At 69.0% G+C, this 24,068-nt stretch carries 20 protein-coding genes, 4 tRNA genes and 1 pseudogene; 5 read left to right on the forward strand and 20 right to left on the reverse strand.

Translation table 11 applies throughout. The features are described 5' to 3' along the window. Positions 1–71: 71 nt before the first annotated feature. From rpoB to MVG78_RS18210, 7 genes and pseudogenes are all read right to left on the reverse strand, one after another. Positions 72–4,264, reverse strand: a pseudogene (gene rpoB / locus MVG78_RS18180) (DNA-directed RNA polymerase subunit beta). 245 nt (positions 4,265–4,509) lie between these two features. Further along, on the reverse strand, positions 4,510–4,890 hold the full coding sequence (gene rplL, locus MVG78_RS18185; protein WP_075798819.1) for a 50S ribosomal protein L7/L12: 381 nt from the start codon (positions 4,888–4,890) through the stop codon (positions 4,510–4,512). 88 nt (positions 4,891–4,978) lie between these two features. After that, positions 4,979–5,503: a 50S ribosomal protein L10 gene (rplJ, locus tag MVG78_RS18190; RefSeq protein ID WP_247554573.1), complete on the reverse strand. Its 525-nt coding sequence runs from the start codon at positions 5,501–5,503 to the stop codon at positions 4,979–4,981. Positions 5,504–5,795: 292 nt separating this feature from the next. After that, a complete protein-coding gene (gene rplA / locus MVG78_RS18195) occupies positions 5,796–6,488 on the reverse strand; it encodes a 50S ribosomal protein L1 (protein WP_247554593.1) in 693 nt (230 codons plus the stop codon). 4 nt (positions 6,489–6,492) lie between these two features. Then, positions 6,493–6,927, reverse strand: a complete 435-nt coding sequence (gene rplK, locus MVG78_RS18200) for a 50S ribosomal protein L11 (protein WP_247554611.1) — start codon at positions 6,925–6,927, stop codon at positions 6,493–6,495. 187 nt (positions 6,928–7,114) lie between these two features. After that, positions 7,115–7,522 carry a DUF2062 domain-containing protein gene (locus MVG78_RS18205; protein WP_247554614.1) on the reverse strand — a complete coding sequence of 136 codons (408 nt, stop codon included), beginning with the start codon at positions 7,520–7,522 and terminating at the stop codon, positions 7,115–7,117. Between the two features lie 88 nt (positions 7,523–7,610). After that, the gene (locus MVG78_RS18210; protein WP_247554616.1) at positions 7,611–9,479 is read right to left on the reverse strand and encodes an ABC transporter ATP-binding protein; all 1,869 of its coding nucleotides are present in this window, start codon (positions 9,477–9,479) and stop codon (positions 7,611–7,613) included. Between the two features lie 393 nt (positions 9,480–9,872). Here MVG78_RS18210 and MVG78_RS18215 point away from each other — a divergent pair, with 393 nt between their 5' ends. Together MVG78_RS18215 and MVG78_RS18220 are read left to right on the forward strand one after the other, a co-directional pair. Further along, positions 9,873–10,922 carry a glycosyltransferase family 4 protein gene (locus MVG78_RS18215; RefSeq protein ID WP_247554619.1) on the forward strand — a complete coding sequence of 350 codons (1,050 nt, stop codon included), beginning with the start codon at positions 9,873–9,875 and terminating at the stop codon, positions 10,920–10,922. 189 nt (positions 10,923–11,111) lie between these two features. After that, positions 11,112–12,392, forward strand: a complete 1,281-nt coding sequence (locus MVG78_RS18220; RefSeq protein ID WP_247554622.1) for an OmpA family protein — start codon at positions 11,112–11,114, stop codon at positions 12,390–12,392. 133 nt (positions 12,393–12,525) lie between these two features. Here the strand turns inward: MVG78_RS18220 and nusG are convergent, their stop codons facing one another. The 6 genes from nusG to MVG78_RS18250 form a co-directional block, all read right to left on the reverse strand. Further along, positions 12,526–13,062 carry a transcription termination/antitermination protein NusG gene (gene nusG / locus MVG78_RS18225; RefSeq protein WP_247554640.1) on the reverse strand — a complete coding sequence of 179 codons (537 nt, stop codon included), beginning with the start codon at positions 13,060–13,062 and terminating at the stop codon, positions 12,526–12,528. Between the two features lie 21 nt (positions 13,063–13,083). Then, positions 13,084–13,278, reverse strand: coding sequence for a preprotein translocase subunit SecE (secE, locus tag MVG78_RS18230; protein WP_247554664.1), 195 nt, complete (start codon positions 13,276–13,278; stop codon positions 13,084–13,086). 72 nt (positions 13,279–13,350) lie between these two features. Then, positions 13,351–13,427, reverse strand: a tRNA-Trp gene (locus tag MVG78_RS18235). 201 nt (positions 13,428–13,628) lie between these two features. Then, positions 13,629–14,816: an elongation factor Tu gene (gene tuf, locus MVG78_RS18240; RefSeq protein WP_247554516.1), complete on the reverse strand. Its 1,188-nt coding sequence runs from the start codon at positions 14,814–14,816 to the stop codon at positions 13,629–13,631. A 112-nt stretch (positions 14,817–14,928) separates the two neighbouring features. Next, a tRNA-Gly gene (locus MVG78_RS18245) sits at positions 14,929–15,001 on the reverse strand. A 24-nt stretch (positions 15,002–15,025) separates the two neighbouring features. Beyond that, a tRNA-Tyr gene (locus MVG78_RS18250) sits at positions 15,026–15,108 on the reverse strand. 647 nt (positions 15,109–15,755) lie between these two features. On the opposite strand from MVG78_RS18250, the gene rlmB reads away from it, so the two are divergent. The 3 genes from rlmB (at position 15,756) to MVG78_RS18265 (ending at position 17,053) form a co-directional block, all read left to right on the forward strand. Next, positions 15,756–16,550 carry a 23S rRNA (guanosine(2251)-2'-O)-methyltransferase RlmB gene (rlmB, locus tag MVG78_RS18255; RefSeq protein WP_247554682.1) on the forward strand — a complete coding sequence of 265 codons (795 nt, stop codon included), beginning with the start codon at positions 15,756–15,758 and terminating at the stop codon, positions 16,548–16,550. Between the two features lie 77 nt (positions 16,551–16,627). After that, entirely contained in the window at positions 16,628–16,861 is a 234-nt protein-coding gene (locus MVG78_RS18260) for a hypothetical protein (RefSeq protein WP_247554684.1), read from the forward strand. 117 nt (positions 16,862–16,978) lie between these two features. Continuing rightward, positions 16,979–17,053, forward strand: a tRNA-Thr gene (locus MVG78_RS18265). 736 nt (positions 17,054–17,789) lie between these two features. Here MVG78_RS18265 and MVG78_RS18270 read toward each other — a convergent pair. From MVG78_RS18270 to MVG78_RS18300, 7 genes are all read right to left on the reverse strand, one after another. Then, positions 17,790–19,718, reverse strand: a complete 1,929-nt coding sequence (locus tag MVG78_RS18270; protein ID WP_247554687.1) for a DUF927 domain-containing protein — start codon at positions 19,716–19,718, stop codon at positions 17,790–17,792. Next, entirely contained in the window at positions 19,715–20,779 is a 1,065-nt protein-coding gene (locus tag MVG78_RS18275) for a DUF7146 domain-containing protein (protein ID WP_345892840.1), read from the reverse strand. Before MVG78_RS18275 ends, MVG78_RS18270 begins: the two co-directional genes overlap by 4 nt. After that, entirely contained in the window at positions 20,776–21,294 is a 519-nt protein-coding gene (locus tag MVG78_RS18280; protein WP_247554689.1) for a hypothetical protein, read from the reverse strand. Before MVG78_RS18280 ends, MVG78_RS18275 begins: the two co-directional genes overlap by 4 nt. Beyond that, positions 21,291–21,464, reverse strand: a complete 174-nt coding sequence (locus MVG78_RS18285) for a hypothetical protein (protein WP_247554708.1) — start codon at positions 21,462–21,464, stop codon at positions 21,291–21,293. Before MVG78_RS18285 ends, MVG78_RS18280 begins: the two co-directional genes overlap by 4 nt. A gap of 180 nt (positions 21,465–21,644) precedes the next feature. Next, positions 21,645–22,946 (reverse strand): hypothetical protein, encoded by a 1,302-nt coding sequence (locus MVG78_RS18290; protein WP_247554711.1) that lies wholly within the window; start codon positions 22,944–22,946, stop codon positions 21,645–21,647. A gap of 149 nt (positions 22,947–23,095) precedes the next feature. Beyond that, a complete protein-coding gene (locus tag MVG78_RS18295; RefSeq protein ID WP_247554713.1) occupies positions 23,096–23,488 on the reverse strand; it encodes a hypothetical protein in 393 nt (130 codons plus the stop codon). Then, a complete protein-coding gene (locus MVG78_RS18300; protein ID WP_247554716.1) occupies positions 23,485–23,700 on the reverse strand; it encodes a hypothetical protein in 216 nt (71 codons plus the stop codon). The genes MVG78_RS18295 and MVG78_RS18300 overlap by 4 nt, the downstream gene beginning before the upstream one ends. Positions 23,701–24,068 lie beyond the last annotated feature (368 nt).

Here is a 24,068-nt window from a genome sequence, read left to right on the forward strand (position 1 = left end):
GGTGGGGGCGCGCCGCCGCGAAATCAGCGACCGGCCCCGCTGGCGGGGGCCGGCGCGATCCTCTCAATGGCTCAGTTGCCGCGGTTCTCGAGATCCACGTTCAGGCCCAGGCTCTTCAGCTCCTTGGTCAGAACGTTGAAGCTCTCGGGGATGCCGGCCTCGAAGCTGTCCTGGTCACGGACGATCGCCTCATAGACCTTGGTGCGGCCGGACACGTCGTCCGACTTCACCGTCAGCATCTCCTGCAGCGTATAGGCGGCGCCATAGGCTTCCAGCGCCCAGACCTCCATCTCGCCGAAGCGCTGGCCGCCGAACTGCGCCTTGCCGCCCAGCGGCTGCTGGGTGACGAGCGAGTAGGGGCCGATGGAACGGGCGTGGATCTTGTCGTCCACCAGGTGGTGCAGCTTCAGCATGTAGATGTAGCCGACCGTGGTCTTGCGCTCGAACGGCTCGCCCGAACGCCCGTCGATCAGCTGCATCTGCCCGGAGGTCGGCATCCCCGCCTTCACCAGCATCGATTCGATGTCGGAGATGCGGGCGCCGTCGAAGACCGGCGTCGCGATCGGAATGCCCTTCGACAGGTTGTCGCCGAGCTCGATGAGCTGGTCCTCGGTCATCTCCGCGACCTGCTCATCCACGATCTCGTCGCCATAGACCTCGCGCAGCTTGGCGATCAGCGCATCGCGCGCCGCGCCCGCCCGGCGGTAGTCCTCGACCAGTTCGCCGACCTGACGGCCCAGATTGGCGCAGGCCCAGCCCAGATGCGTCTCCAGGATCTGGCCGATGTTCATGCGCGACGGCACGCCCAGCGGGTTCAGCACCAGATCCACCGCACGCCCGTCCTCGAGGAACGGCATGTCCTCAATCGGCACGACGCGGGAGACCACGCCCTTGTTGCCGTGGCGGCCGGCCATCTTGTCACCCGGCTGCAGCTTCCGCTTCACCGCGACGAAGACCTTGACCATCTTCACACGCCGGGCGGCAGCTCGTCGCCGCGCTGCAGCTTCTCGACCTTGCTCTCGAAGCGCTTCTGCAGGCGCTCGACGGCGGCATCGAACTCGCGCTTCAGCGCCTCGATCTCCGCCATCACCGCGTCGTCGGCCACGCCGATCTGGCGCCAGGTCACCTTGGCGAACTCGTTCAGCACCTCGTCGGTGATGACCGTGCCCGCCTTGACGCCCCGGAAGCCGCCGGAGGCCTTGCGGTTCAGCAGCTTCTCGCGCAGCCGCGAGTGGAAGGACCGCTCCTGGATGGCCCGCTCGTCGTCGCGGTCCTTGGCCAGGCGCTCGATCTCGGCGCGCTCGATCGCCATGGCGCGCTCGTCCTTGTCCACGCCGCGGCGGGAGAAGACGCGCACATCCACGATCGTACCCGAGACACCCGGCGGCAGGCGCAGCGAGGTGTCGCGCACGTCGGAGGCCTTCTCGCCGAAGATGGCGCGGAGCAGCTTCTCCTCCGGCGTCATCGGGCTTTCGCCCTTCGGCGTCACCTTGCCGACCAGGATGTCGCCCGGGTTCACCTCGGCGCCGACATAGACGATGCCCGCCTCGTCGAGGTTCCGGAGGGCTTCCTCACCGACATTCGGGATGTCGCGGGTGATCTCCTCCTGGCCCAGCTTCGTGTCGCGGGCCATCACCTCGAACTCATCGATGTGGATCGACGTGAACACGTCGTCCCGCGCGATGCGCTCGGAGATGAGGATCGAGTCCTCGAAGTTGTAGCCGTTCCAGGGCATGAAGGCGCACATGACGTTGCGGCCCAGCGCCAGCTCGCCCAGCTCCGTGGACGGGCCGTCGGCGATGATGTCGCCCGCCTGCACCCGGTCGCCAACCTTCACCAGCGGACGCTGGTTGATGCAGGTGCTCTGGTTGGAGCGCTGGAACTTCCGCAGGCGATAGATGTCCACGCCCTTGGTCGTGCCGTCCTCGGCCGTCGCCCGCACCACGATGCGCGCGCCGTCGATGCTGTCGATGACGCCGTCGCGCCGGGCCACGATGGTCGCGCCGGAATCCCGCGCCACCGCGGCCTCCATGCCCGTGCCCACCAGCGGCGCGTCCGACTTCACCAGCGGCACCGCCTGCCGCATCATGTTCGAGCCCATCAGCGCGCGGTTGGCGTCGTCGTTCTCCAGGAACGGGATCAGCGCCGCGGCCACCGAGACGAGCTGCTTCGGCGACACGTCGATCGCCGTCACCTCCTCGGGCTTCACCAGCCGGAAGTCGCCGCCCTGGCGCACGCTCACCAGCTCGGACCGGAACTCGCCGCTTTCGCGGTCCACCTCGGCATCCGCCTGGGCGACCACGAGCTTCTCCTCCTCCATGGCGGAGAGGTAGCGCGGCTCGCCGACAATCTTGCCGTCCTGCACCATCTGGTACGGCGTCTCGATGAAGCCGTACTTGTTCACCTTGGCAAAGGTGGCAAGGCTGTTGATCAGGCCGATGTTCGGGCCTTCCGGCGTCTCGATCGGGCAGATGCGGCCGTAATGCGTCGGGTGCACGTCGCGCACCTCGAAGCCCGCGCGCTCACGCGTCAGGCCGCCCGGGCCAAGCGCCGAGAGACGCCGCTTGTGCGTCACCTCGGAGAGCGGGTTGGTCTGGTCCATGAACTGGCTGAGCTGCGAGGAGCCGAAGAACTCCCGCACCGCCGCCGCCGCCGGCTTCGCGTTGATCAGGTCGTGCGGCATCACGGTGTCGATATCGACCGACCCCATGCGCTCCTTGATCGCGCGCTCCATGCGCAGCAGGCCGACGCGGTACTGGTTCTCCATCAGCTCGCCGACCGAACGAACCCGGCGGTTGCCGAGGTTGTCGATGTCGTCGATCTGGCCCTTGCCGTCCTTCAGCTCCAGCAGGGTCTTCAGCGTCGCCAGGATGTCCTGCTTGCGCAGTGTGCGCTGCGTGTCGGGCACATCGTCCAGGCTGAAGCCCAGGCGCATGTTCATCTTCACCCGGCCCACGGCCGAGAGGTCATAGCGCTCGGCGTCGAAGAACAGCCCGCGGAACAGCGCCTCGGCCGTCTCCGGCGTCGGCGGCTCGCCCGGGCGCATGACGCGATAGATGTCCATCAGCGCCTCGTCGCGGTTGGTGGCCTTGTCCACCGCGAGCGTGTTGCGCATCCAGGGGCCGACCTGCTGGTCGATGGCGAGGGTGGGCAGGCTGTCATAGCCCGCATCCTCGATGGCGGTCAGCTTCGCCTCGGTCAGCTCCTCGCCGGCCTCGCCATGGATCTCACCGGTGTTGAGGTCCACCAGATCCTCGGCCAGGAAGCGGCCGATCAGGTCCACCCGGCCGACCAGGACCTCCTTGGTCCCCTCCTCGGCGATCTTGCGGGCCAGGCGCGGCGTCATCTTGGTGTCGCGCGTCGCGACCGTCTTGCCGCTGTCGGCGTCGACCAGATCCTCCAGCAGCTTCACGCCGCGGAAGCTCTCCGGCACGAAGGGGCGCGACCAGCCCTTGGGACCACGCGTGAACACCACCTTGCCGTAGAAGGTGCCGAGGATCTCCTCGGCATCCATGCCGCGCACCTCGGAGGGCTCGATCTCCCCGCCGCGCTCGGCGCGCAGGGCCTCGGTGACCGCGGAATCCAGGGCATAGAGCAGCGTCGAGGCCGGCAGCTTGCGCTTCCGGTCGATGCGGACATAGCAGATGTCCTTGGCGTCGAACTCGAAGTCCAGCCAGGAGCCGCGATAGGGGATCACGCGGGCGGCGAAGAGGTACTTGCCGCTGGAATGCGTCTTGCCCTTGTCATGGTCGAAGAAGACGCCCGGCGAACGGTGCATCTGCGAGACGATGACGCGCTCGGTGCCATTGATGATGAAGGTGCCGTTGTCCGTCATGAGCGGCATGTCGCCCATGTAGACATCCTGCTCCTTGATATCGCGGACGGAGCGGGAGCCGGTGTCCTCGTCGATGTCCCAGACGATCAGGCGCAGGCGGACCTTCAGCGGCGCGGCGAAGGTCAGGCCACGCTGCATGCACTCCTCGACGTCGTACTTCGGCTCCTCGAGCTCGTACTGCACGAACTCCAGCCGGCCGCGCCCCGCGAAATCGTCGATCGGGAACACGGACTTGAACACTTCCTGCAGCCCGGCCTGGCTCCGCACATCCGGGTCCACGCCCATCTGGAGGAAGGCCTCATAGGAGGCCCGCTGCACGTCGATCAGGTTCGGCATCGGCGCCACCTCGGGCAGCCGCCCAAAGGATTTGCGGATGCGCTTCCGGCCAGTCAGCCCCTTGCCCCCGAACGACTTTGCGATAGCGTTCATGCGCGCCCTGCTTCCTTCTGTCTCCGGCCGGGGCCAAGGCGGCGTCCTCGGACGCCCCCTCCCCCCGGCCGGGGTGCACCTGTGTCGTGCCCCGCGTTTGCCAGGACCAGCCCGCCACAGGGACTGGTCCAGGGAAACGCAGGCAAGGGCGGGACTCCGAGTGTCTTCGGAATTCCGCCCCTACCGCTCAAATACTCAGTCCGCTGCCGGCAGCGTAGCCCCGGCAGCGTGCCGGTTGAAAGGTCTTACTTGACCTCAACCTTGGCACCGTTCTCCTCGAGCACCTTCTTGATCTTCTCGGCCTCGTCCTTGGACGCGGCCTCCTTGATCACCTTCGGCGCGCCCTCGACCAGGTCCTTGGCCTCCTTCAGGCCCAGACCGGTGATCGTGCGGATCTCCTTGATGACGTTGATCTTCTTGTCGCCGGCGGAGGCCAGGGTCACGGTGAACTCGGTCTGCTCCTCGGCGGGGGCGGCAGCGGCGCCACCAGCGGCCGGGGCGGCGGCCACGGCAACCGGAGCGGCGGCGGAAACGCCCCACTTCTCCTCGAGCAGCTTGGAAAGCTCAGCGGCTTCAAGAACCGTGAGGGTCGACAGCTCGTCAACCAGCTTGGCGAGATCAGCCATATTCGTATGTCCTTCGATCTAGTGGCTTGGCTTGGTCTTTGCAAGACCCGCCCGGCGCCCTTGCGGCGCCCGGACAGGCCGGTACGCGTCAGGCGGCTTCCGCCTCGTCCTTCTTGGCATACGCCCCGAACACCCGCGCCAGCTGCCCGGCCGGAGCCTGCAGCACGCCCGCGATGCGCGTCGCCGGGGTCTGGATGAGACCCACGAGCTGCGCACGCAGCGTTTCCAGGGAGGGCAGCTCGGCCAGCGCCTTGACCCCGTCCAGGGCCAGGGTCTGCGTGCCGAGGGCACCACCCAGGATCACGAACTTATCGTTCGTCTTGGCGAATTCCACGGCGGTCTTCGCCACGGCCACCGGGTCCTTCGACCACGCGAGCGCGGTCGGACCCTTCAGCAGCGGCTGGATGCCCTGGAAGCGGGTTCCGTCGAGGGCGAGGCCGGCCAGGCGGTTCTTCGCGACCCTGTAGGTCGCGCCCGCACCGCGCATGCGACGCCGCAGCTCGCTCACCTCGGCCACGGTCATGCCCTTGTTCTGGGCGACCAGGACGAAGGAGGTCTCGGCGAACACGCCGGCGAGGGTCGCGACGAACTCGCGCTTCTCCGTACGGTCCAACTCCGTCTCCAAACGAAAGCCGGAAAGCCTTTTGGAAGGGCCCCGGCGGTTCACGCGAGGGTACGGCACCCGCCGCACCCTCTTCGCCTGCCAGTAAGCCGGAAAGCCAAGCCGAGCCTCGCCCAATGCCCTCAGGCAGCGGGAAACAGATCGATTTGACGCCCCGTCTACCGTTGGCGCGGCCTCGCCGCATCAAGGCCCGGAATGGGCCACCCACGGTTTCCGACAGGTTTCGGACGGGTCCCGAGGGCCCCGCCCTGTCCACCCTCCCGGCGAAGGGAGGGCGTATTCTTCAGGCGGAGGCCAGCGAGGCCACATCCACCTTCAGGCCCGGGCCCATGGAGGAGCTCAGGGCGACCTTCTTCACATAGGTCCCCTTGGCACCCGCCGGACGGGCCTTCTGGATCGCGTCGATGAAGGCTCGCGCGTTCTCCAGCAGCTTGCCCTCCTCGAAGGAGGCCTTGCCGATGCCGGCATGCACGATGCCGGCCTTCTCGGCACGGAACTCCACCTGACCCGCCTTGGCCGCCGTCACGGCGCCCTTGACGTCCATGGTCACGGTGCCGAGCTTCGGGTTCGGCATCAGGCCACGCGGGCCGAGGATCTTACCCAGCCGCCCCACCAGGGCCATCATGTCCGGGGTCGCGATGCAGCGGTCGAAATTGATGTTGCCCGCCTGAACCTGCTCGGCCAGGTCCTCGGCACCCACCACGTCCGCACCGGCCGCCTGGGCCTCCTCGGCCTTGGGGCCGCGGGCGAAGACGCCCACGCGCACCGTCTTGCCGGTGCCGTTCGGCAGGCCGACCACGCCGCGGACCATCTGGTCGGCATGGCGCGGGTCGATGCCCAGGTTCATCGAGATCTCGACGGTCTCGTCGAACTTGGCGGTCGCATTCGCCTTGGCGAGGCGGATCGCCTCCTCCAGCGCGTAGGACTTCTCGAGGTCCAGGCCCTCGACGATCTTCTTCAGACGCTTGCCGGCCATCGGATCAGCCCTCCGCCACGATCATGCCCATGGACCGGGCGGAACCGGCGAGCATGCTCACCGCGGCCTCCACGTCCTCGCAGTTCATGTCCTTCATCTTCACCGCCGCGATCTCGCGCAGCTGCGACTTGGTCACGCGGCCCACCGCGCCACCCTTGCCGGGGGTCTGCGAGCCCTTGTCCAGCTTCGCCGCCTTCAGCAGGAAGTAGGTGTTGGGCGGGGTCTTCGTGATGAAGGAGAAGGTGCGGTCGGAATACGCGGTGATGACGACCGGCGTCGGGGTGCCGGGCTCCATCTGCTGCGTCGCCGCGTTGAACTCCTTGACGAACTGCATGATGTTCAGGCCGCGCTGACCCAGCGCGGGGCCGACCGGCGGCGACGGGTTCGCCTTGCCGGCCGGGATCTGCAGCTTGATGTAGCCGACGATCTTCTTAGCCATGATACTCCATCCCCAGGAACCGGGGGCGCGCGGTTCGGCGGCCCATGGCTGGGCCTCCCGCGTCCATCGGTGCGAGTGAGGGGCGGCCTCTACACCCCCCCGCGCGCCCTGTCCATCGCCGAATCGCTCGCCGGACGCGCATCAGCCCCGCGCCGCGACAGGTGGGCTCCCTCCCCTGCCGGGACGCTCAGGCGACATCCCCCCGGGCACCGCCCGTGGCCCGCCCGGCCGCCGCCCGGCGCAGCAGGACCTGCCTCGACAGGAGCCAGGCGGCGCCCCCTACGGGAATGCCGATCACCACCCCGCCCAGCAGCAGCTCCTCCAGGGCCGGCAGCCCCAGGCTCAGCCAGTGGCTGAAACTCGCCCCGGGCGACGCATGGTGATGCATCTCGTGCCGGAGGACCGTGCGGCCGATCTCGTATTCCGCCGGGATCAGGAGCGCATGGGTCAGGGGATTGCCCAGCAGCAGGCAGGTCGCCCCCGCCGCCGTCATGCTGCCCCGCAACAGGAAAGCCAGCCCCGCCGCCAGAGCGATGTGAAGCCCGAAAGCCGGCATCATGGCGGCGAAGGCCCCGGCGCCAATCCCACGGGCCACCCGTTCCGGCCCTCCGGGAGAGCGCAGGATCTTCTCCCACCCCTCCCGGAACCGCCGCTTCAGTTCCTCCAGGCGCCCTTCCGGCACCTCAGGCCGCTTCGCTGACCGGCACGCCGGCCGCGAGCATCCCCTGGGTGCTCAACAATTCGCGGTAGATGCCCGGCTGCCGCGCCAGGGCATCCGGCGCCCCCTGCTCGACCACCTTGCCCGCATCCACCACCACGATGCGGTCGAAGCCCTGCAGCGTGGCCAGCCGGTGCGCCACCGCGATCACCGTCCGCCCCTGCATCAGCCGTTCCAGCGCCGCCTGCACCGCCACCTCGGATTCGCTGTCCAGGGCCGAGGTCGCTTCGTCCAGCAACAGGATCGGCGCATCCTTCAACAGCGCCCGGGCGATCGCCAGCCGCTGCCGCTGCCCGCCGGACAACCGCACGCCCCGCTGGCCCACCTCGGTGTCGAACCCTTCCGGCAGCGCCTCGATGAAGTCCCGGCAATTGGCCGCCTCGGCCGCCGCCAGCACCTCCTCGTCCGTCGCCTCCGGCCGGCCATAGCGGATGTTCTCCAGGATCGAGCGCTGGAACAGCGACACGTCCTGCGGCACCACCGCGATGGCATCGGCCAGGCTCTTCTGCGTCACCGCGCCGATCTCCTGCCCGTCGATCAACACCTGCCCGCCCTGCGCCTTGGTGAAGCGCTGCAACAGCGTCAGCACGGTGGACTTGCCGGCCCCCGAGCGCCCGACCAGCCCGATCCGCTCGCCCGGCTCGATGGAGAGGTCGAAGCCCCGCAGCACCGGCCCGCGCCCAGGATAGGAGAAGCGCACGTCGTGGAAGTCGATCCGCCCGCCCCGCACCCGCAGCGGCCGCGCATCCTTGGCATCCGGCAGGGCATGCGGCACCAGCAGGGCGCCCACCGCCTCGGCCAGCCGCGCCACATGCTGCGTCATCTCCACCAGCGCCACGGCGAGGTCACGGGTCCCGTGCAGGATGGTGAAACCCAGCGAGCAGATCATCACCACATCGCCCGTGCTGGCCCGCCCGGTCTGCCAGAGGGTGATCGCCCAGAGCAGGAGACCGATGGTCAGCGCCGCGGTCATCACCGCATGCGCCAGCCGCAGCTTCTCGATATAGCGCAGGCTGCGCTTGCGGGCGTTCACCTCGCTCTGCACCTGCCGGGCGAAGCGCGCCCGCTCCCGCAGGACCGAGCCGAAGGCGCGCACGATGTTCATGTTCTGGACGACATCGACCAGCTCGCCATCCACCGCGGCCGCCTTCTCGGCATAGTCCATGTGCAGCGGCTTGCCCTTCGCCGCCAGCCGCGTCAGCAGATAGGCCATGCCGCCGGCGATGCTCACGATCACCAGAGCCATGAACACGTCCACGCTGGCCAGCAGGGCGATCGAGAAGATCACCGCGATGGTCGGCGGCAGCGTGTTCCAGGTGAAGGTGGAGATCACCGTCCAGGCGGCGTTCGAGGTCGCGCTGATCCGGCTGGCCAGCACGCCCGGCGAACGGTCCACGAAATAATCCGGCGCATGGCCGGACAGGTGACGGAACAGGTCGCTCCGCAGGTCGCCCGTGACGCCGGTGAAGGCGGTGGTGGAGATCCAGCCACCCACCCGCCAGAGCAGGTTGTCGGCGGCGATCACCGCGCCCAGCACCGCCAGCGCCACCCAGACCGCGGCCATGGCGGAAGGCCCGCCGGACATCGCGTCCACCAGCCCCTTCATGGCGTATTGCGTGCCCACGGAACAGGCGACGGCCAGCACCACCGAGAGCAGCACCACGGCATGCGCCAGCCCCCGCCGCCGGATGTAGCGAAGCAGGAAACCCATGGGCCGGGACTGGTAGCGCAGCAGCGCCTCCGTCCCCTCCGCCTCGGCCGGGGAACCTGCGAAGGACCCTGTGAAAGTCCCCTGGGGCGCCTGCATGTTCTCGATGACTCGGAGATCGGCCATGGAGCCTCCCTTCCCGAAAACGGGTCACGACACCGTGCTTCGGACCCCGTCCTCCGTGCCCACGGATCGGGCCACCCGGAACAACGGGAACCCCGCCAGCGGATCGTGATGTGAACCTATCAACGCGCAGTTCAGCCCCGGTTTCTGGCGGAGTTTTGGTGCGGCTGCCCCATTCCGGTCACAGTTAAATCGTTGGTGGGGTCAGGTTCCGCCCGAGCAGCCGCGAGGGCACGGCCAGCCGGCATGGCCACCCCGGAGGGGCGTCGCGGGACATTCCCCGAAAGCCCCTCGGAAAACCCCCGAAATTGACACAAACGGGGGCGAGAAGCGGGGACCAGGCCGGGATCTGGAAGGGAGGATCTCCCTGAAGCCACGAGAAGGAGAGCCGCCGGAATGCGTATCGCGCAGATCGCCCCGTTGTACGAAGCCGTTCCGCCGAAGCGTTATGGCGGCACGGAGCGTGTCGTCTCGTTCCTGACCGAGGAACTGGTGGCTCTGGGCCACGACGTGACGCTCTTCGCCAGCGGGGATTCGCAGACCAGTGCCACGCTCGTCCCCGTGCGGCCCCAGGCCCTGCGCCTCGACCCCTCGGTCCGCGACCCCATGGCCCCCCATGCCCTGATGCTGGAACAGGTCCTGCGCCGCGCCCACGAGTTCGACCTGCTGCATTTCCACCTGGACTACCTGCCCTTCTCCCTGTTCAGCCGGCAGGAGGTGCCCTGGGTGACGACCCTGCACGGCCGCCTCGACCTGCCGGAACTGGGCCCGATCTTCGACACCTTCCCGAACGCGCCGGTGGTCTCGATCTCCGATTCCCAGCGCGCGCCCCTGCCGCAGGCCGGCTGGGCCGGCACCATCCACCACGGCCTGCCGAAGGACCTGCTCACCCCGCGCGACGTGGAGCCGGGCTATCTGGCCTTCCTTGGCCGCATCGCGCCGGAGAAGCGCCCGGACCGCGCCATCCGGATCGCCGCCGAGGCCGGCCTGCCGCTGAAGATCGCCGCCAAGGTCGACAAGGCTGACGCGGAATACTACGCCCAGCATATCGAGCCCCTGGTCGCCCAGGCGCATGTCGAGTTCATCGGCGAGATCTGCGACCTGCAGAAGCCGGACTTCCTGTCCGGCGCCCGGGCGCTGCTCGTCCCCATCGACTGGCCCGAGCCCTTCGGCCTGGTGATGATCGAGGCCATGGCCTGCGGCACCCCCGTCATCGCCTACAACCACGGCTCCGTGCCGGAGGTGATCGAGGACGGGCTGACCGGCTTCATCGTCCACAATGAGGAAGAGGCCGTCGCTGCGGTCCGGCGCCTGCCGGAACTCTCCCGCGCGCGAATCCGCCGCCGCTTCGAGGAGCGCTTCACCGCCCGCCGCATGGCGGAGGATTATGTCAGCCTCTATCAGAGCCTGGCCCGCACCGCGCGCCCTCTCCTGCGCGTGGTCTGACACCGCTCCCGGCGCCCTTCCCCAACGGGACGGGCGTCACCTTCCGCCATCACTCCTCCGTGACGAACTCCGCCCAGGCCATTTCTCCGCCACTTTCCATCGTGGCGTGTATTTCAAAGACACATCCCTTCATGGTTGTAATTCCAACATCACAACCAACCAGTGGCTTTGCCGCTGAAGGGAGCCTTCATGGCCTTCTGGCGACGTCTTCTATGCTCGGCGCTCTTCCTGGCCCCCACCGCCGCTCTGGCACAGCCCGTCACCGGCCTCTATCTGGGCGGCGCCGCCGGCCTGAACTTCCGCGATCCCAACACCGGCAAGATCGGTGGCGTCGTGGGGCGCACCCTGGCGGAAAGCGGCCTGTCTCGCGAGATCCGCACGGATTTCAACCTGGGCTGGGCCGGCCTGGGCAGCGTCGGCTGGGGCTTCGGCAATGGCCTGCGGCTTGAGATCGAAGGCAATTACCGCTCCAACAACCTCGACCGCTACACCGTGGCCGGCTACCGCCTGCCCCGCGCCAAGGGCAGCGCCGATACCTACGGCGTCATGGCGAATGCCTATTACGACTTCGACCTGAGCAGCTACGGCATCTCCTCCAGCGCCCTGATGCCCTATATCGGCGTCGGCGTCGGCTATGCCTGGAGCAGCCATCGCGGCCTCGCCGGCTCGATCAACGCCACCGCGCCTGCCGGCCTGGCCGACCGCGTCGTCGACCGCATCAACAACGAGCTGGAAAGCCGCTTCCTCGCCAATCTGACGGACGATCAGCGCGCCCAGCTCCAGCCCGGCCAGATCCCGCAGGTCAACCTCAACACCAGCAACCTGAATGCCCAGGCCCAGGTCCGCAGCGATGACACGGAGGGCGACTTCGCCTACCAGGCCATGGCCGGCCTGGCCTTCCCGATCCGCGCCGTTCCCGGCCTCGCCGTGACGGCCGAGTACCGCTTCTTCGGCACGCTCTCGAACAAGCTCTCCACCACCGTCACCGCCAGCGCGGCCGGCCGCTCGATCGAGCGCACCTACGACATCAAGTACGACAACTTCAACCACTCCGCCATGCTGGGCCTGCGCTACGCGCTCTGGACCCCGCCGGCGCCCGTGGCCGCCGTGGCCCCCGCGCCGGCCCCGGCCCAGACGGCCGCCCGCACCTACCTCGTGTTCTTCGATTGGGACCGTTACAACCTGACGGACCGCGCCCGGCAGATCATCGCCGAGGCGGCGCAGAACGCGCGCAGCACGGGTTCGACCCGCATCGAGGTGGCCGGCCACGCCGACCGCTCCGGCACGCCGCAGTACAACATGGGCCTGTCGCGTCGCCGCGCCGACGCCGTGGCCGCCGAGCTGGTGCGCAACGGCGTGCAGCGTTCGGAGATCACGGTCGAGGCTTTCGGCGAGAGCCGTCCGCTGGTGCCGACCGCCGATGGCGTGCGCGAGCCGCAGAACCGCCGCGTGGAGATCGTCCTGCGCTGATCGCTCGGACACTCCATACGCCGCTTCAGGAAAGGGGCCGGTCCGCGAGGACCGGCCCTTCTTCTTTCCGGAAAGCAGGCACGAAAAAGGGCGCCCGGAGGCGCCCTTGCGAAAGCCGCGGCGGGGAAAGCCCTCAGACCTTCTCCACCTGCCCGTATTCCAGCTCCACCGGGGTGGCACGGCCGAAGATCGAGACCGAGACCTTTACCCGGCCTCGCTCCTCGTCGACCTCCTCCACCACGCCGTTGAAGCTGGTGAAGGGGCCATCCGCCACGCGCACCTGCTCGCCCACCTCGTAGACCACGGAGGGGCGGCGCGGCTTCTCCACATTCTCCTGCACCTGCTGCAGCATCCGCTGCGCCTCGGATTCGGGGATGGGGGCGGGCTTGTTGCGGGCGCCGAGGAAGCCGGTGACCTTGGGCGTGTCCTTCACCAGGTGCCACGCCTCGTCCGTCATCTCCATCTTCACCAGCACATAGCCGGGGAAGAACTTGCGCTCGGCATTCACCTTCTGGCCGCGGCGCACCTCGACCACTTCCTCGGACGGGACGAGCACCTCGCCGAAGAGGTGCTCCAGCCCCTTCTGCACGGCCTGTTCCTTGATCGCCTGGGCGATCTTCTTCTCGAAGCCCGAATAGACGTGAACGACGTACCACTTCATGCCGGCCATGACCGAATCTCCCAATCCGCCTCAGCCGAACCCGAACAGCAGACGCATCCCGAGCTGGATGACCTGATCCACCACCAGGAAGAACACGGCCGCCAGGGCCGACAGGGCCAGCACCAGCCCCGTGGTGATCAGGGTCTCCTTGCGGGTGGGCCAGGTGACGCGCGCCACTTCCTGCCGCACGTCGCGCAGATACTGCACAGGGTTCACCTTGGCCAAGGGCCGGCCTCTCCAACACTTCGAGGGCGGTGCCGACGCCGGCATCGCCCGCCTCATTATGCATGGCGACGGTGGCAGGGGCGGAGGGTCTCGAACCCCCAACCTCCGGTTTTGGAGACCGGCGCTCTAGCCAATTGAGCTACGCCCCTGCACGCGGCATCGCCGTGAGGCCGGGTCTATAGGATAGGAGCGCCCCCCTGTCGAGATGGCCCCGGGCAGGAAAAGCGACCGGATGCGCCTTTCCGCACGGCTGCCCCGGCGCCCCTGGAAACAGCCAAGAAAAAAGCGGCCCGCATCGCTGCGGGCCGCCCTTCCGTTCCGGTCCCCGGCGCGGAGCCAGGGTGCCGGCCTTACTTCTCGATGGAGGCGACGACGCCGGCGCCGACGGTGCGGCCACCCTCACGGATGGCGAAGCGCAGGCCCTGGTCCATGGCGATCGGGGCGATCAGCTCGACCTCCATCGCCACGTTGTCGCCCGGCATCACCATCTCCACCCCTTCCGGCAGCTTCACCACGCCCGTCACGTCGGTCGTGCGGAAGTAGAACTGCGGACGGTAGTTCGTGAAGAACGGCGTGTGCCGGCCACCCTCTTCCTTGGTCAGGATATAGGCCTCGGCCTTGAACTTCGTGTGCGGCGTGATCGAGCCGGGCTTGGCCAGCACCTGCCCGCGCTCCACGTCCTCACGCTTCGTGCCACGCAGCAGCGCGCCGATGTTGTCCCCCGCCTCGCCGCTGTCCAGCAGCTTGCGGAACATCTCCACACCCGTCACCGTCGTCTTGACCGTGTCCTTCAGGCCCACGATCTCGACTTCCTCGCCCACCTTCACGATGCCCCGCTCCACGCGTCCCGTCACCACCGTGCCGCGCCCCGAGATCGAGAACACGTCCTCGATCGGCATCAGGAACGGCAGGTCCTTCGGACGCTCCGGCTGCGGGATGTAGCGGTCCACCTCCTCCATCAGCTTCAGGATCGCCTGCTCGCCGATCTCCGGCGTCTTGTCTTCCAGCGCCGCGACCGCCGAACCCTTGATGATGGGGATGTCATCGCCCGGGAACTGGTAGGAGGACAGCAGCTCGCGCACCTCCATCTCCACCAGCTCCACCAGGTCAGGGTCCGCCAGGTCCATCTTGTTCAGGAACACCACCAGCGCCGGAACGCCCACCTGCCGCGCCAGCAGGATGTGCTCCCGCGTCTGCGGCATCGGACCGTCGGCCGCCGACACCACCAGGATCGCGCCGTCCATCTGCGCAGCACCCGTGATCATGTTCTTCACGTAGTCCGCGTGGCCAGGGCAGTCCACGTGCGCGTAATGCCGGTTCGCCGTCTCGTACTCCACATGCGCCGTCGAGATCGTGATCCCGCGCGCACGCTCCTCCGGCGCCTTGTCGATCTGGTCATACGCCGTGAACGACGCACCACCCTGCTTCGCCAGCACCTTCGTGATCGCCGCCGTCAGCGACGTCTTGCCGTGGTCAACGTGCCCGATCGTGCCGATGTTGCAGTGCGGCTTCGTCCGCTCGAACTTCGCCTTCGCCATGTCTGTCCTCGTGCCTGTCGTCCCGGGGCCCCGTGTCGCGTGAAACGTGTCGCGTGAGAACCGGTCCCCGAAAAGCCGACAGCAGTTGCATGTTTGAAAGGTGACGGGAAGATGGAGCGGGTGACGGAATCGAACCCGCACAACCAGCTTGGAAGGCTGGGGCTCTACCATTGAGCTACACCCGCGCCCCGCATGTACCGGGGTGAATATGGAGGGGGTTGGATTCGAACCAACGTAGGCGCTAGCCAACGGATTTACAGTCCGTCCCCTTTAGCCACTCGGGCACCCCTCCGCATGGCCGACCCAGCGGGAGCGGCGCCGAGGTATCGCGTTCCCGGGCAGGCTGTCAATTGCCCCCTCGGGAAGAATCCGCCGCCCCGCCACCGGTCGCCCCCATCGGCAGCCCCGCGCGCAAACCCCTTGTGGAGCGGGGCACGATTTGCTGGATGCCGGAACATGCCCAAGCCCCGCCGTCCCGGCTCGCCCGCCAGCCCGTCCCGCCCCCGCACTCCCGGGCAGCCTTCGGGAGCCTCCTTCGGGGCCTCCCCCAGGAAGCCCGCCGCGAAATCCGCCGGCGCGCCCGGAAAAGCCCCCGGGAAAGCCTCCGGAAAAACACCCGGGAAGTTCCCAGGGAAACCCGCGGGACGTGGGCCGGCGCATCCGGACGCCCGCGGCCAGCGCGGCTTTGCACCCGAGGCGGGCAGCGAGGCGCGCCCCGGAAAGGAATTCCGCAAGGACCCCCGCCGGAACCCGCGCCCGGCGGCCCGCCCGGACCAGGCCCCGGAATCCCGCACCGAGCCCCGCTTCCCCGAAGGAGGCTTCCGCTCCCCGCGCGGCCGCGCCCCCGCCGAGGCTGCGGCAGGCGCCACCCGCCCCGCCGGGCGTGACGAAGCCGCCCGTGGGGGCACCCATGGCGGACGCGGCGGCCCGCCCGAGCGCGTGTCCCACCACCACATCGAGGCCCCGCGCCCGGCCCAGCCCACCGAGCGCCCGGAGAACGGTACGCTCTGGATCTACGGATTGCATGCCGTCTCGGCGGCCCTGGCGAATCCGCGCCGCCAGATCCGCCGCCTGCTGCTGACCCAGGAGGCCGAGGGCGCGCTGGCCGAGCGCCTGCCCAAGCCCTGGCGCCTGCCCGTGGAGCGGGTCGAGGACCGCTCCCGCTTCAACACCTTCCTGCCCGAGGATGCGGTGCACCAGGGCGCCGCCCTGCTTGTCCACAACCTCCCCACCGCCCGGCTGGACGCCGCCCTCGCCGCCTCGGAGGGCCCGGTCCTCCTGCTCGACCAGGTGACGGACCCGCGCAACGTGGGCGCCATCCTGCGCTCCGCCGCTGCCTTCGGCGCCGCCGCCGTGGTGATGCAGGACCGCCACGCCCCGCCGGAAACCGCCGCCCTGGCCCGCGCCGCCTCCGGCGCGCTGGAGATCGTGCCCGTGGTGCGCGAGGTGAACCTGTCGCGCGTCATCCAGGCGCTCCAGGCCAAGGGATTCTGGGTCCTGGGCCTTGCGGGCGATGCCACCCGCACCCTGGCCGAGGCCGCGCCGCGCGACCGCCGCGTGGCCCTCGTCCTCGGCGCCGAGGACAGCGGCCTGCGGCGCCTGCAGCGCGAGAATTGCGACGAGCTGGTGCGGCTGCCGATCTCTCCGGCCATGGAGAGCCTGAACGTCTCCGCCGCCGCCACCGTCGCCCTCTACGAGCTCGCGCGGGAGAGGCCGCCGGTCACGGAGCCTTAACCGGCCCGGCGGCAAAATGCCGGCGCGGCCGTATCAAGAGGACACGCCGGCACTTCGAACGAAAGGGGGCAGACCCCGTGGAACACCGCATTCCGGGTAGGCCGGGCCTGGACGACGAACTGCACCTCGCCCTGTCGCGCGAGGCCCTGCGGCAGGCTTCCGAAACCCTGGCCCGGCAGGCCGAACTGCTGGCCGCGGAAATGGAACTGGGCAATCTCCTCGACCGCGGTGGGCCGGCGGCGCTACGGCTCTTCGCCGCCGTGATCCGCTCCACCCGTCTGCCCGCCTCGCCTCTGGTCGGCCATGCCTGACAGCCCCCCGGCTTGAGACGGATCACGCCACGGTCTAGTGTCCCGCCCGCCCGCTCAGCCTGGGCGACGGGCGGAAAAGGGCCATCGGCGCGGCCCCGGGGGCCTTCAACCCCGGCCGCCGGGTTAGCACAGTGGTAGTGCAGCTGATTTGTAATCAGAAGGTCGGGGGTTCAAATCCCTCACCCGGCACCATGATTTCAATGAGTTAGAGGCCACCAGGAGAGTGAGGCTGATGCTGACCTGTCTTCCCGGACTCTTCCCGGACTCATTTGCGCCAACTTCGGCCGGCTCCGTCGAGTTGCCGGCCCCCTGCCCGACCAAGAAAAGATTCGGCGTTTATCGCGGCGTCATGCGCGTGACCCCGGTGCGGTCGCGGCCCCCGAGCCCTGAGAGATTTAACCCCCCCTCCCGTCCAGGCCGGTTCACTGAACCCCGGTTAACCCATCCGCTGAACCACCCCACTAGCGAACCTCGGCGCTCTCGCCGCCCGTATTTCCTGGGACCGCCGGGAGGACCCAATGGGGGTGGGGCAGGCGCCGGCCGGTGCTGATGGCACAACCCACAGGGGAACCCAGCACGCTCTCCGACCTCCCGCGCTATCTACCCCCTTACCAAAATGCGGTGTTCCAGGTGTTCCAGGTGTTCCATGTCATCTAATGAACTGATTTGTATGAATAAACCATGGAACACCTCACCCTCGATCTTGGAACACCTCGGATTTAAGGTGTTCCAAGAACATGGTTAAATTGGTCAACTTTGACCTTAATGGTCGAAATTAGGGCTATGGATCGGTGTTCTGGGTGGCTAATTTGCGGACCGCAATCTGCCACCTATGGTTGATTAACCCTCAGGATGTCCAGCCGCACCAGGGTACGGGATGAACGCGGATAGGAGCCTGCCGGCCACCCCGGCCATCCCGCGCGCGTGGCTATGCCGCGCCTTCGTCGGCGTCGAACAGGCTGGGCAGGATCGGATAAAGCCGCATCTTCGGATTGCCGGGCGGTGTCATGGATCGCGAGTGCTTGCCACCCTTGTCGGGTGGCATGAGGTAGCCACGCGCCGCCAGCACGCTCGTGGCGTCGCGCACCGTCAGCCCCCGCAGTGCCTCCTTCATGCCATCCGGCGTGAGGTAGTAGTGCCAGGCGAAGGGCGCGCCCTCGGCCGTCTGCTGCCACCGCCGCCAGCCCGCACGGTTGACGGTGCGGTATCGCTCCGCTGGCGGCAGATCGGGCCGTGTCTGCTCGTCCTGCGCCTCGCTGGCGGCATCGCGCCACAGCTCGAAGCGGGCGGCACCATGCGCGTTCAGGAAGCCTTGCAGCGCCACCACGGCCTGCGCGTCCTCCTTCGCACCCACCGTACCGCGCTCGCTCAGCCATGCGCGGAAGCACGTCGAGGCCGCCGCCTCGGCGTCCGTCTCGGGCCATGGCGCGATCCCGGCCCGCGCCGCCATCTCGCCCGCCACGGCCACCAGCGCGAAGGAGGCCGCCACGCTGCGGACCTGCCCACCGGCCGCCTCGGGCAGCATCGCCCGCATCATGCCGTCGCGCTCATCCCGCAGGGCCGAGCAGAAGCCTGCCTCGTCCCGTTCCAGCTCGGTCAGCAGCCAACCCAGGAAGGCCCGGCCCGGCGCGCCGTAGCAGGCGGCGGTGGCGGCCTTGATGCGCTCCGCGAGGTTGCCCGGCCCGACCTCGCCGTGCAGCGCTTCGAACAGTCCCAGACCGGCGCCAGCGTCGGCCGGCACGTCCACCAGCCGGACCTCCTGCCCAGCCCGCGTGCGCTTGCCCGCCTCCGCGTTCTTGTCCGCGATCCCTTCCTCGCCGGTGGACAGGATCAGCACGCGCCACCGCAGCTCGGGCCGCGTCGCACCGCTGCGCGAGGCGCGCGTCTTGCCTCTGCCGTTCGCCAACATGTACGCCGCTTCGCCAGCGTCGCGGGCGTCCATCTGTCCCAGCTCGTCCATCGGTAGCAGCGCGTCGGAATGGGCTGCAGCCAGCCCCTCGATACCGTTGCTGGTGGCACGCCACTGGCGCACGAACCCCTGCGCCCCGCTTCCCGGCTCCCCTCCCCACACCGACGCCGCAACCCGTAGCGCCGTGCTCTTCCCCAGGCGCGACGCGCCTTTGATGTTGAAGCCGCCGCCGTCCGCACCGGCCAGCATCATCAGCGGGCCGGCGAAGGCGCAGGAGGCCGAGAACACCAGCCGTGAGTTGCCGAGGCACAGCGCCCCGACCTCGTCCCGCCACTGCGCCACCGTGCCTGCCTGCCGGAAGGCGTGCGTGGCCCGCTCTTCGGCCGCCAGGATCACGCGCTCAGACGTGGTGCCGAACACCTCGTCGGGCAGCACGAACACGAGATTGCCCCCGATGCGGTGCCAGCCCAGGCGAGGCACCGACCGCGCACGCCGTTCCGAGATGACGGCGGACAGGTATTCCATCATGGCGGCGCGGGCCTGCGGCTGCGGCGCCAGCGACAGCCCGGCGTCGCTCAGCATCTCGCGCACCGCCACGCCATCGCCCGCGAGGTTCCGGCGCGGCAAGGCCACCTCGTGCCGCTCGCCGTCGCGATCACGGAAGCCCAGCAGCAGGCCCCAGGCGCCGCCCTCTTCGTCGCGTGTTTCCGCCAGCAGCTCGAACGGCCCACACAGCCACATGTCGGTTTCCCGGCTCGCATCACGGGCCACGCGCCACAGCCCATCGCGCTCCATGCGGAAGCGCCCTCCCAGCCGATCCGGTGGCGACGGTGGAGGCTTGCCGCCATCGTTCGCGGGTGGTGGTGGCGACGCGCTGGGCTTGGCGGCTGCGGCCCCCTCGATGGCACCGCGCACCGCCTTCCGGCCACCTTTGCTGGCGCCGCTCATGCACTCTTCTCCGCGTTCAGCGCGTCGTTGAAATCGGCGTGCCCGTCAGGAGGAAATGCAACACGCACCTCCCGCCCCTCGCCCGCGAACCGGTCCACGGCGCGTTGCAGGCCGCGCGCAGCGGCGGGGTTGTCGCCATCGTTGTCGGCGCACAGAATCACCGTGCGGATCGCGGGCGGCAGCGCCACGGAGCCCATGTTGCCCAGGCTCACCGCGGCGAGGACGCGCAGCTCGGGGCACGCCAGCGCCACGGACAGCCCCGTCTCGATCCCCTCGGCCAGCGCCACGGCCTCGCCGTCCCGCGCCTCCCGTAGCGGCCGACCGGTGGCGCCGCGCCACAGCCGCACCGTGCCGCCAGCGAAGCCGCCGAGAACCTTCTTGGCCTTGGAGAGAGGCGCCTTGCGCCACACCCCCTCGGCTTCGGCCAGCCACGTCCGGTGTGTGGCGACATGCTCGCCGTCTGGGCCGTGGATCGCCGCCAGCATGGCAGGCAGGGGGCATCCGGCTTCCTGGCACCACACGCCGGGATGGAAGCGCAGGGCACGCGGGATGCGGCCCAGCTCGGCCAGCTCGATCCCACGCCCCGCGAGGTAGAAGGCGGCCGGCGTGCCCGCGATGTTGTGCAAGGTGTCAGGGTGCCCGAACAACCCGCGCGCCGCCCGGCGGCGGCCCTCTGCCTCCGCCTCGGACGCCGCGTCATCGGCCGGCGCTGGCGCACGGCGCATCGTGGCGGGCAGCGGTGCGGCGCGCGGATCGTCTGGCAGGCCCAGCCAGCGCCGTGCCCAGCCCATCGCGGCCTTCACGTCGCCACCGAAGAGAACCGCCGCCACCAGATCGAGGGCGTCGCCGCGCTCGCCGCTGGCGAAGTCGGACCACACGCCCGCACGCTCGCCGTGGAGCCGCACCGCGAGCGATTGCCCCCTCTCACCGGCGAGGCTGCCGCAGCGCCATTCTGGGCCGTCCCGGCGCCCTCCTGGCAGCAGCTCGGGCGCGAGGGCCGGCATCCGCTGCGCCAGGGCGGTGGCGAGGTCCCGCGCGTCGTGTCTCCGGGGCGGGTTCACGGCAGGGAGTCCGCCCTTCCGTGCGTGACGTGCTTCTCGATGACCCAGCCATCGGGCGCGACATAAGCGCGTCCCTCGATCAGATGGCCCGCCGCTTCATCCTTCCGCCCCGCTTCGCGCTCAGCCGCCATGCCCCACAGAGCCAGCATATCAGCTTGGTGACGGGCAGCCTGGACGAGCAAGCGCATCGCCACGCCGATCCGGGGCCGCCGCCACTGGCTCACGTTGTCACCCTGGTAGCTCGCCCCGAACAGGCGGTCGCAGTACCGCAGCTCAGCGTCGAGCCGCTCGCCCGCCTTCAGCAGCTCCACCAGGGCTGCCCACGCATCTTCCGGCGCCCCCGTCTCGGCCACCACCAGGGAGTTGTCCAGAAGGCTTCCGTCTTCCGCATCCCCGCCCTGATATGCGTCGTGGAGGGCGCGCGCCTCATTGAGTATCATCACCAGACGGCCCAGCGGCCATCCCTCCGGTTCGCGCCAGAGGATTCGAGGGAAGGCGGTCAATTCGCCGGTCATTGCGCACCAGCCCTTTCCGCCCGCACGGTGGCGGCGGAGGTTGAGGTGGCGAGGCGCAGGCGCAGCCACATGTTCAGATCGGCGAGCGGATAGAGCGCGCGGCGCCCCACCAGCGAGAAGGGCGGCCCTGCACCGTCGAGGGCGAGGCGTTCCAACGTCCGCACGGACAAGCTGGCGTGGTCCGCTGCCTGCCGGCGGCTCAGCCATCGGTCCTCAGGGCGAGACGCGGCCCCGGATGTGTCTTTCATGGTGTCGGCTCCAAACCGCCTAGAGCCACCCCTGCGGCCCTGGCACCGCCACCACTGACGCATGACGAAGCATGGTGTCCGTGGGGCCTGTGGCGTTCGGGGTCAGGGCTCCACAGGCTCCACGGAAGCCTTCGTGACATGTTGCGGGTACAGCTTGCTGAACCCTTTGCGCAGGCGGTCAACCTTGCTTGCGTCACTCCCGTGACCCACAGCCTTGCGGAACACTTGGCGCGCGGCGTCCTGGGCATCCTTCGCCCTACCGGCACGGCATAGCTCCGCCATCTCGGCCAGCAGCGGCGCATCCTCGTTCCTGTAGTCGGCACCACCTCTACGCCTGGGCTTCATCGGCGCCAGCAGCGGCTCGGGAATGACCGCTGGCGGCGTCGCCTCCGCCAACGCGACGGCCGTAGGCGCCGCGACAGGCACACCGGGCTTCACCCGGAGCGTGGTCAGGACTCGAATCTCACGCACCTCCAGCGACCTGATGAAACGCCCGTTCGGCGACAGCCACAGGCATTGATCGGTGGCGAAGTCAGGGTTGATGAGGTGCGTGACCTCTTCCAAACGGGAAGGGGGGATACTGCTGGCGCCAATGAAGGCAAGGCCACTACGGATCAGCTCGCCCAGGCTCGGCGGCGCCTGCCACTCCGCATAATCCTTCTCGGGATCGTTGGCGGTGACGCGCAGCCGCCCGGCCCGGATATCACCGAACAACCGCTGCTCGGCCGCCTTCCACAGCGCCAGGGCTTCGTCCTCCTTGCCCTGGCTATAGCCAGAGTTCAGGAAGCCGGCGCCGCGACGCGGATAGCCGTCCGCCATCAGCCCGGCCATGTGGTTCACCTTGCCATGCTCGCAGCAGGCCAGCACGGCGTTGCGCCAGGACAGGCCGGCTTCCGGCCAGCCCACCCGCACGCCGTAGAAGGCGGTGGCGTCGCCCTTGACCTTCGAGACCACCGCCCCTGCCTTCCAATCCTGCGTCTTCAGATGCGGCCACATGTCGGGCTCGATCCGCGTCCAGGCGCCACCGATGCCGCCAGCACGGCCATGCGCGATCAGCTCGCCCGCTCGTAGCCGCCCCAGGAACGCGCCGCGAAATGCACGTTCCGCCGCCTCCTGCGAAGCCTTCGCGAGACGGCGGTGCGCTTCGTCATGGGGTGACGGCCGCGAGGTCGCTCTGCCGAACCAATCGCGCCGCTCGAAGGTGACCCGCCGGTCGCAATCACGCAGCGCCCGCTCTTCCTCGGCGCGCCGCCTCTCGGCCAGCTGCCCTTGCACCTCTGCCTCGGTGGGCGCGGGCGGGCGGTAGAAAGCGGCTCGCACATCCTCAGGGGAGAAGGCGTCAAGCGCGTCGCGCAGGGGCAGGCCATAGCGGGCCGCCCCCTGTTCCTGGGCTGGATGATCCACCGCCGCCTCATGCCGGCTGTCCTCATGGTGGGAAGGTGGCGCGGCGGGCCGGGCATGAGGTTCCGGCGTTCGGTGGCCAGACCTAGCCGCGCCCGGCAGGAGATTGGGGGGCGAGGCGGTGGCGGGCAAGGCGGTGTGGCTGGCAGGGATCATGACGCGGCGCCCGTCCTCAGCAGGCTTTTCGCCTGCTCACCGATGGCGAGGATCAGGTCCACCTCAACGTCCATAAGGCACCGCCGGGGCTCTTCTTCCAGGCGGTCGCCGATGACTTCCACCAACCGCAAGAGGGTCCGCAGATCGCCGGCCGGCGCATCGGCAAGGGCCTGCACGGCATCGGCCTCTTGGTCGCACCACGCCGAACAGGCTTCATCCGAGATAGCCGCGTCACCGCGCCGGGCCATGACCTCGGCATAGTGGCGGAGGGCGGCTTCACCCTGCTTCTGGTTGGGCGAAACGCCCACCCCATCGGGGGCGCAGGGCGGCGCCAGGAGTGCGGCAGGGGCACCGGCCAGCAAGGCGCGACGGTGGATGCTGGCCATCATGCGGCCCTCCGGACGCGGCGGAGCAGCGCCCGATCCGGGCACAGGGTGGCCGGCTGTGCCGACGCCTCGGCCTCGCCGTCATCGTCCAACGGTTCCGGTTCCAGTTCCGCCGCAGGAGCATCCATGGCGTCCGCGAGGGCCAGCAGGGCGGCAGCCAGGTCGAGGATGCGTCCGCGCTGTTCCAGCAAGGCGATGCGGTCAGGCAGGTCCACCGGGAGCATCCGGCCGGCAGCGTAGAAGGCTTGGCGGAGCTGATGCAGGACTTCGGTTTGGTCGCTCAGCTCGGGGGAACCAAAGCCGCTCCCCGAAACGGGGGAACGGGATGCCAGGGGTTTTCCCCCAAACGGGGGAAAAGGGCCCACTGGCAATGCGGGCGCGTGGGGACGCACGCCGCCGAGCGTGCTATGGGCGCAGGTAGCCATGATCCGGTTGCCTCATGCTTCCGGGTTGCGGTCAGGCCGGGCGCAGAGTTCCTACCTCTCGCTCGGCCGTTTTGCTTGTGGCTTTGCCTCAAGCTGGTAACATCGCTACCAAGCGGGCTCACCGCAGTCAACAAGTTGGTAACGGTGTTACTCATGAG

The sequence above is a fragment of the Roseomonas gilardii subsp. gilardii genome (genome assembly GCF_023078375.1).
Lineage (GTDB): Bacteria > Pseudomonadota > Alphaproteobacteria > Acetobacterales > Acetobacteraceae > Roseomonas > Roseomonas gilardii.

What these genes read in the sequence shown, in the direction of transcription:
- rplL (WP_075798819.1), bottom strand. Translation starts at nt 4,890, where the DNA reads ATGGCTGATCTCGCCAAGCTGGTTGACGAGCTGTCGACCCTCACGGTT.
- rplA (WP_247554593.1), bottom strand. Translation starts at nt 6,488, where the DNA reads ATGGCCGGCAAGCGTCTGAAGAAGATCGTCGAGGGCCTGGACCTCGAG.
- rplK (WP_247554611.1), bottom strand. Translation starts at nt 6,927, where the DNA reads ATGGCTAAGAAGATCGTCGGCTACATCAAGCTGCAGATCCCGGCCGGC.
- MVG78_RS18210 (WP_247554616.1), bottom strand. Translation starts at nt 9,479, where the DNA reads ATGGCCGATCTCCGAGTCATCGAGAACATGCAGGCGCCCCAGGGGACT.
- MVG78_RS18215 (WP_247554619.1), top strand. Translation starts at nt 9,873, where the DNA reads ATGCGTATCGCGCAGATCGCCCCGTTGTACGAAGCCGTTCCGCCGAAG.
- MVG78_RS18220 (WP_247554622.1), top strand. Translation starts at nt 11,112, where the DNA reads ATGGCCTTCTGGCGACGTCTTCTATGCTCGGCGCTCTTCCTGGCCCCC.
- nusG (WP_247554640.1), bottom strand. Translation starts at nt 13,062, where the DNA reads ATGGCCGGCATGAAGTGGTACGTCGTTCACGTCTATTCGGGCTTCGAG.
- tuf (WP_247554516.1), bottom strand. Translation starts at nt 14,816, where the DNA reads ATGGCGAAGGCGAAGTTCGAGCGGACGAAGCCGCACTGCAACATCGGC.
- MVG78_RS18270 (WP_247554687.1), bottom strand. Translation starts at nt 19,718, where the DNA reads ATGAGCGGCGCCAGCAAAGGTGGCCGGAAGGCGGTGCGCGGTGCCATC.
- MVG78_RS18280 (WP_247554689.1), bottom strand. Translation starts at nt 21,294, where the DNA reads ATGACCGGCGAATTGACCGCCTTCCCTCGAATCCTCTGGCGCGAACCG.
- MVG78_RS18295 (WP_247554713.1), bottom strand. Translation starts at nt 23,488, where the DNA reads ATGATGGCCAGCATCCACCGTCGCGCCTTGCTGGCCGGTGCCCCTGCC.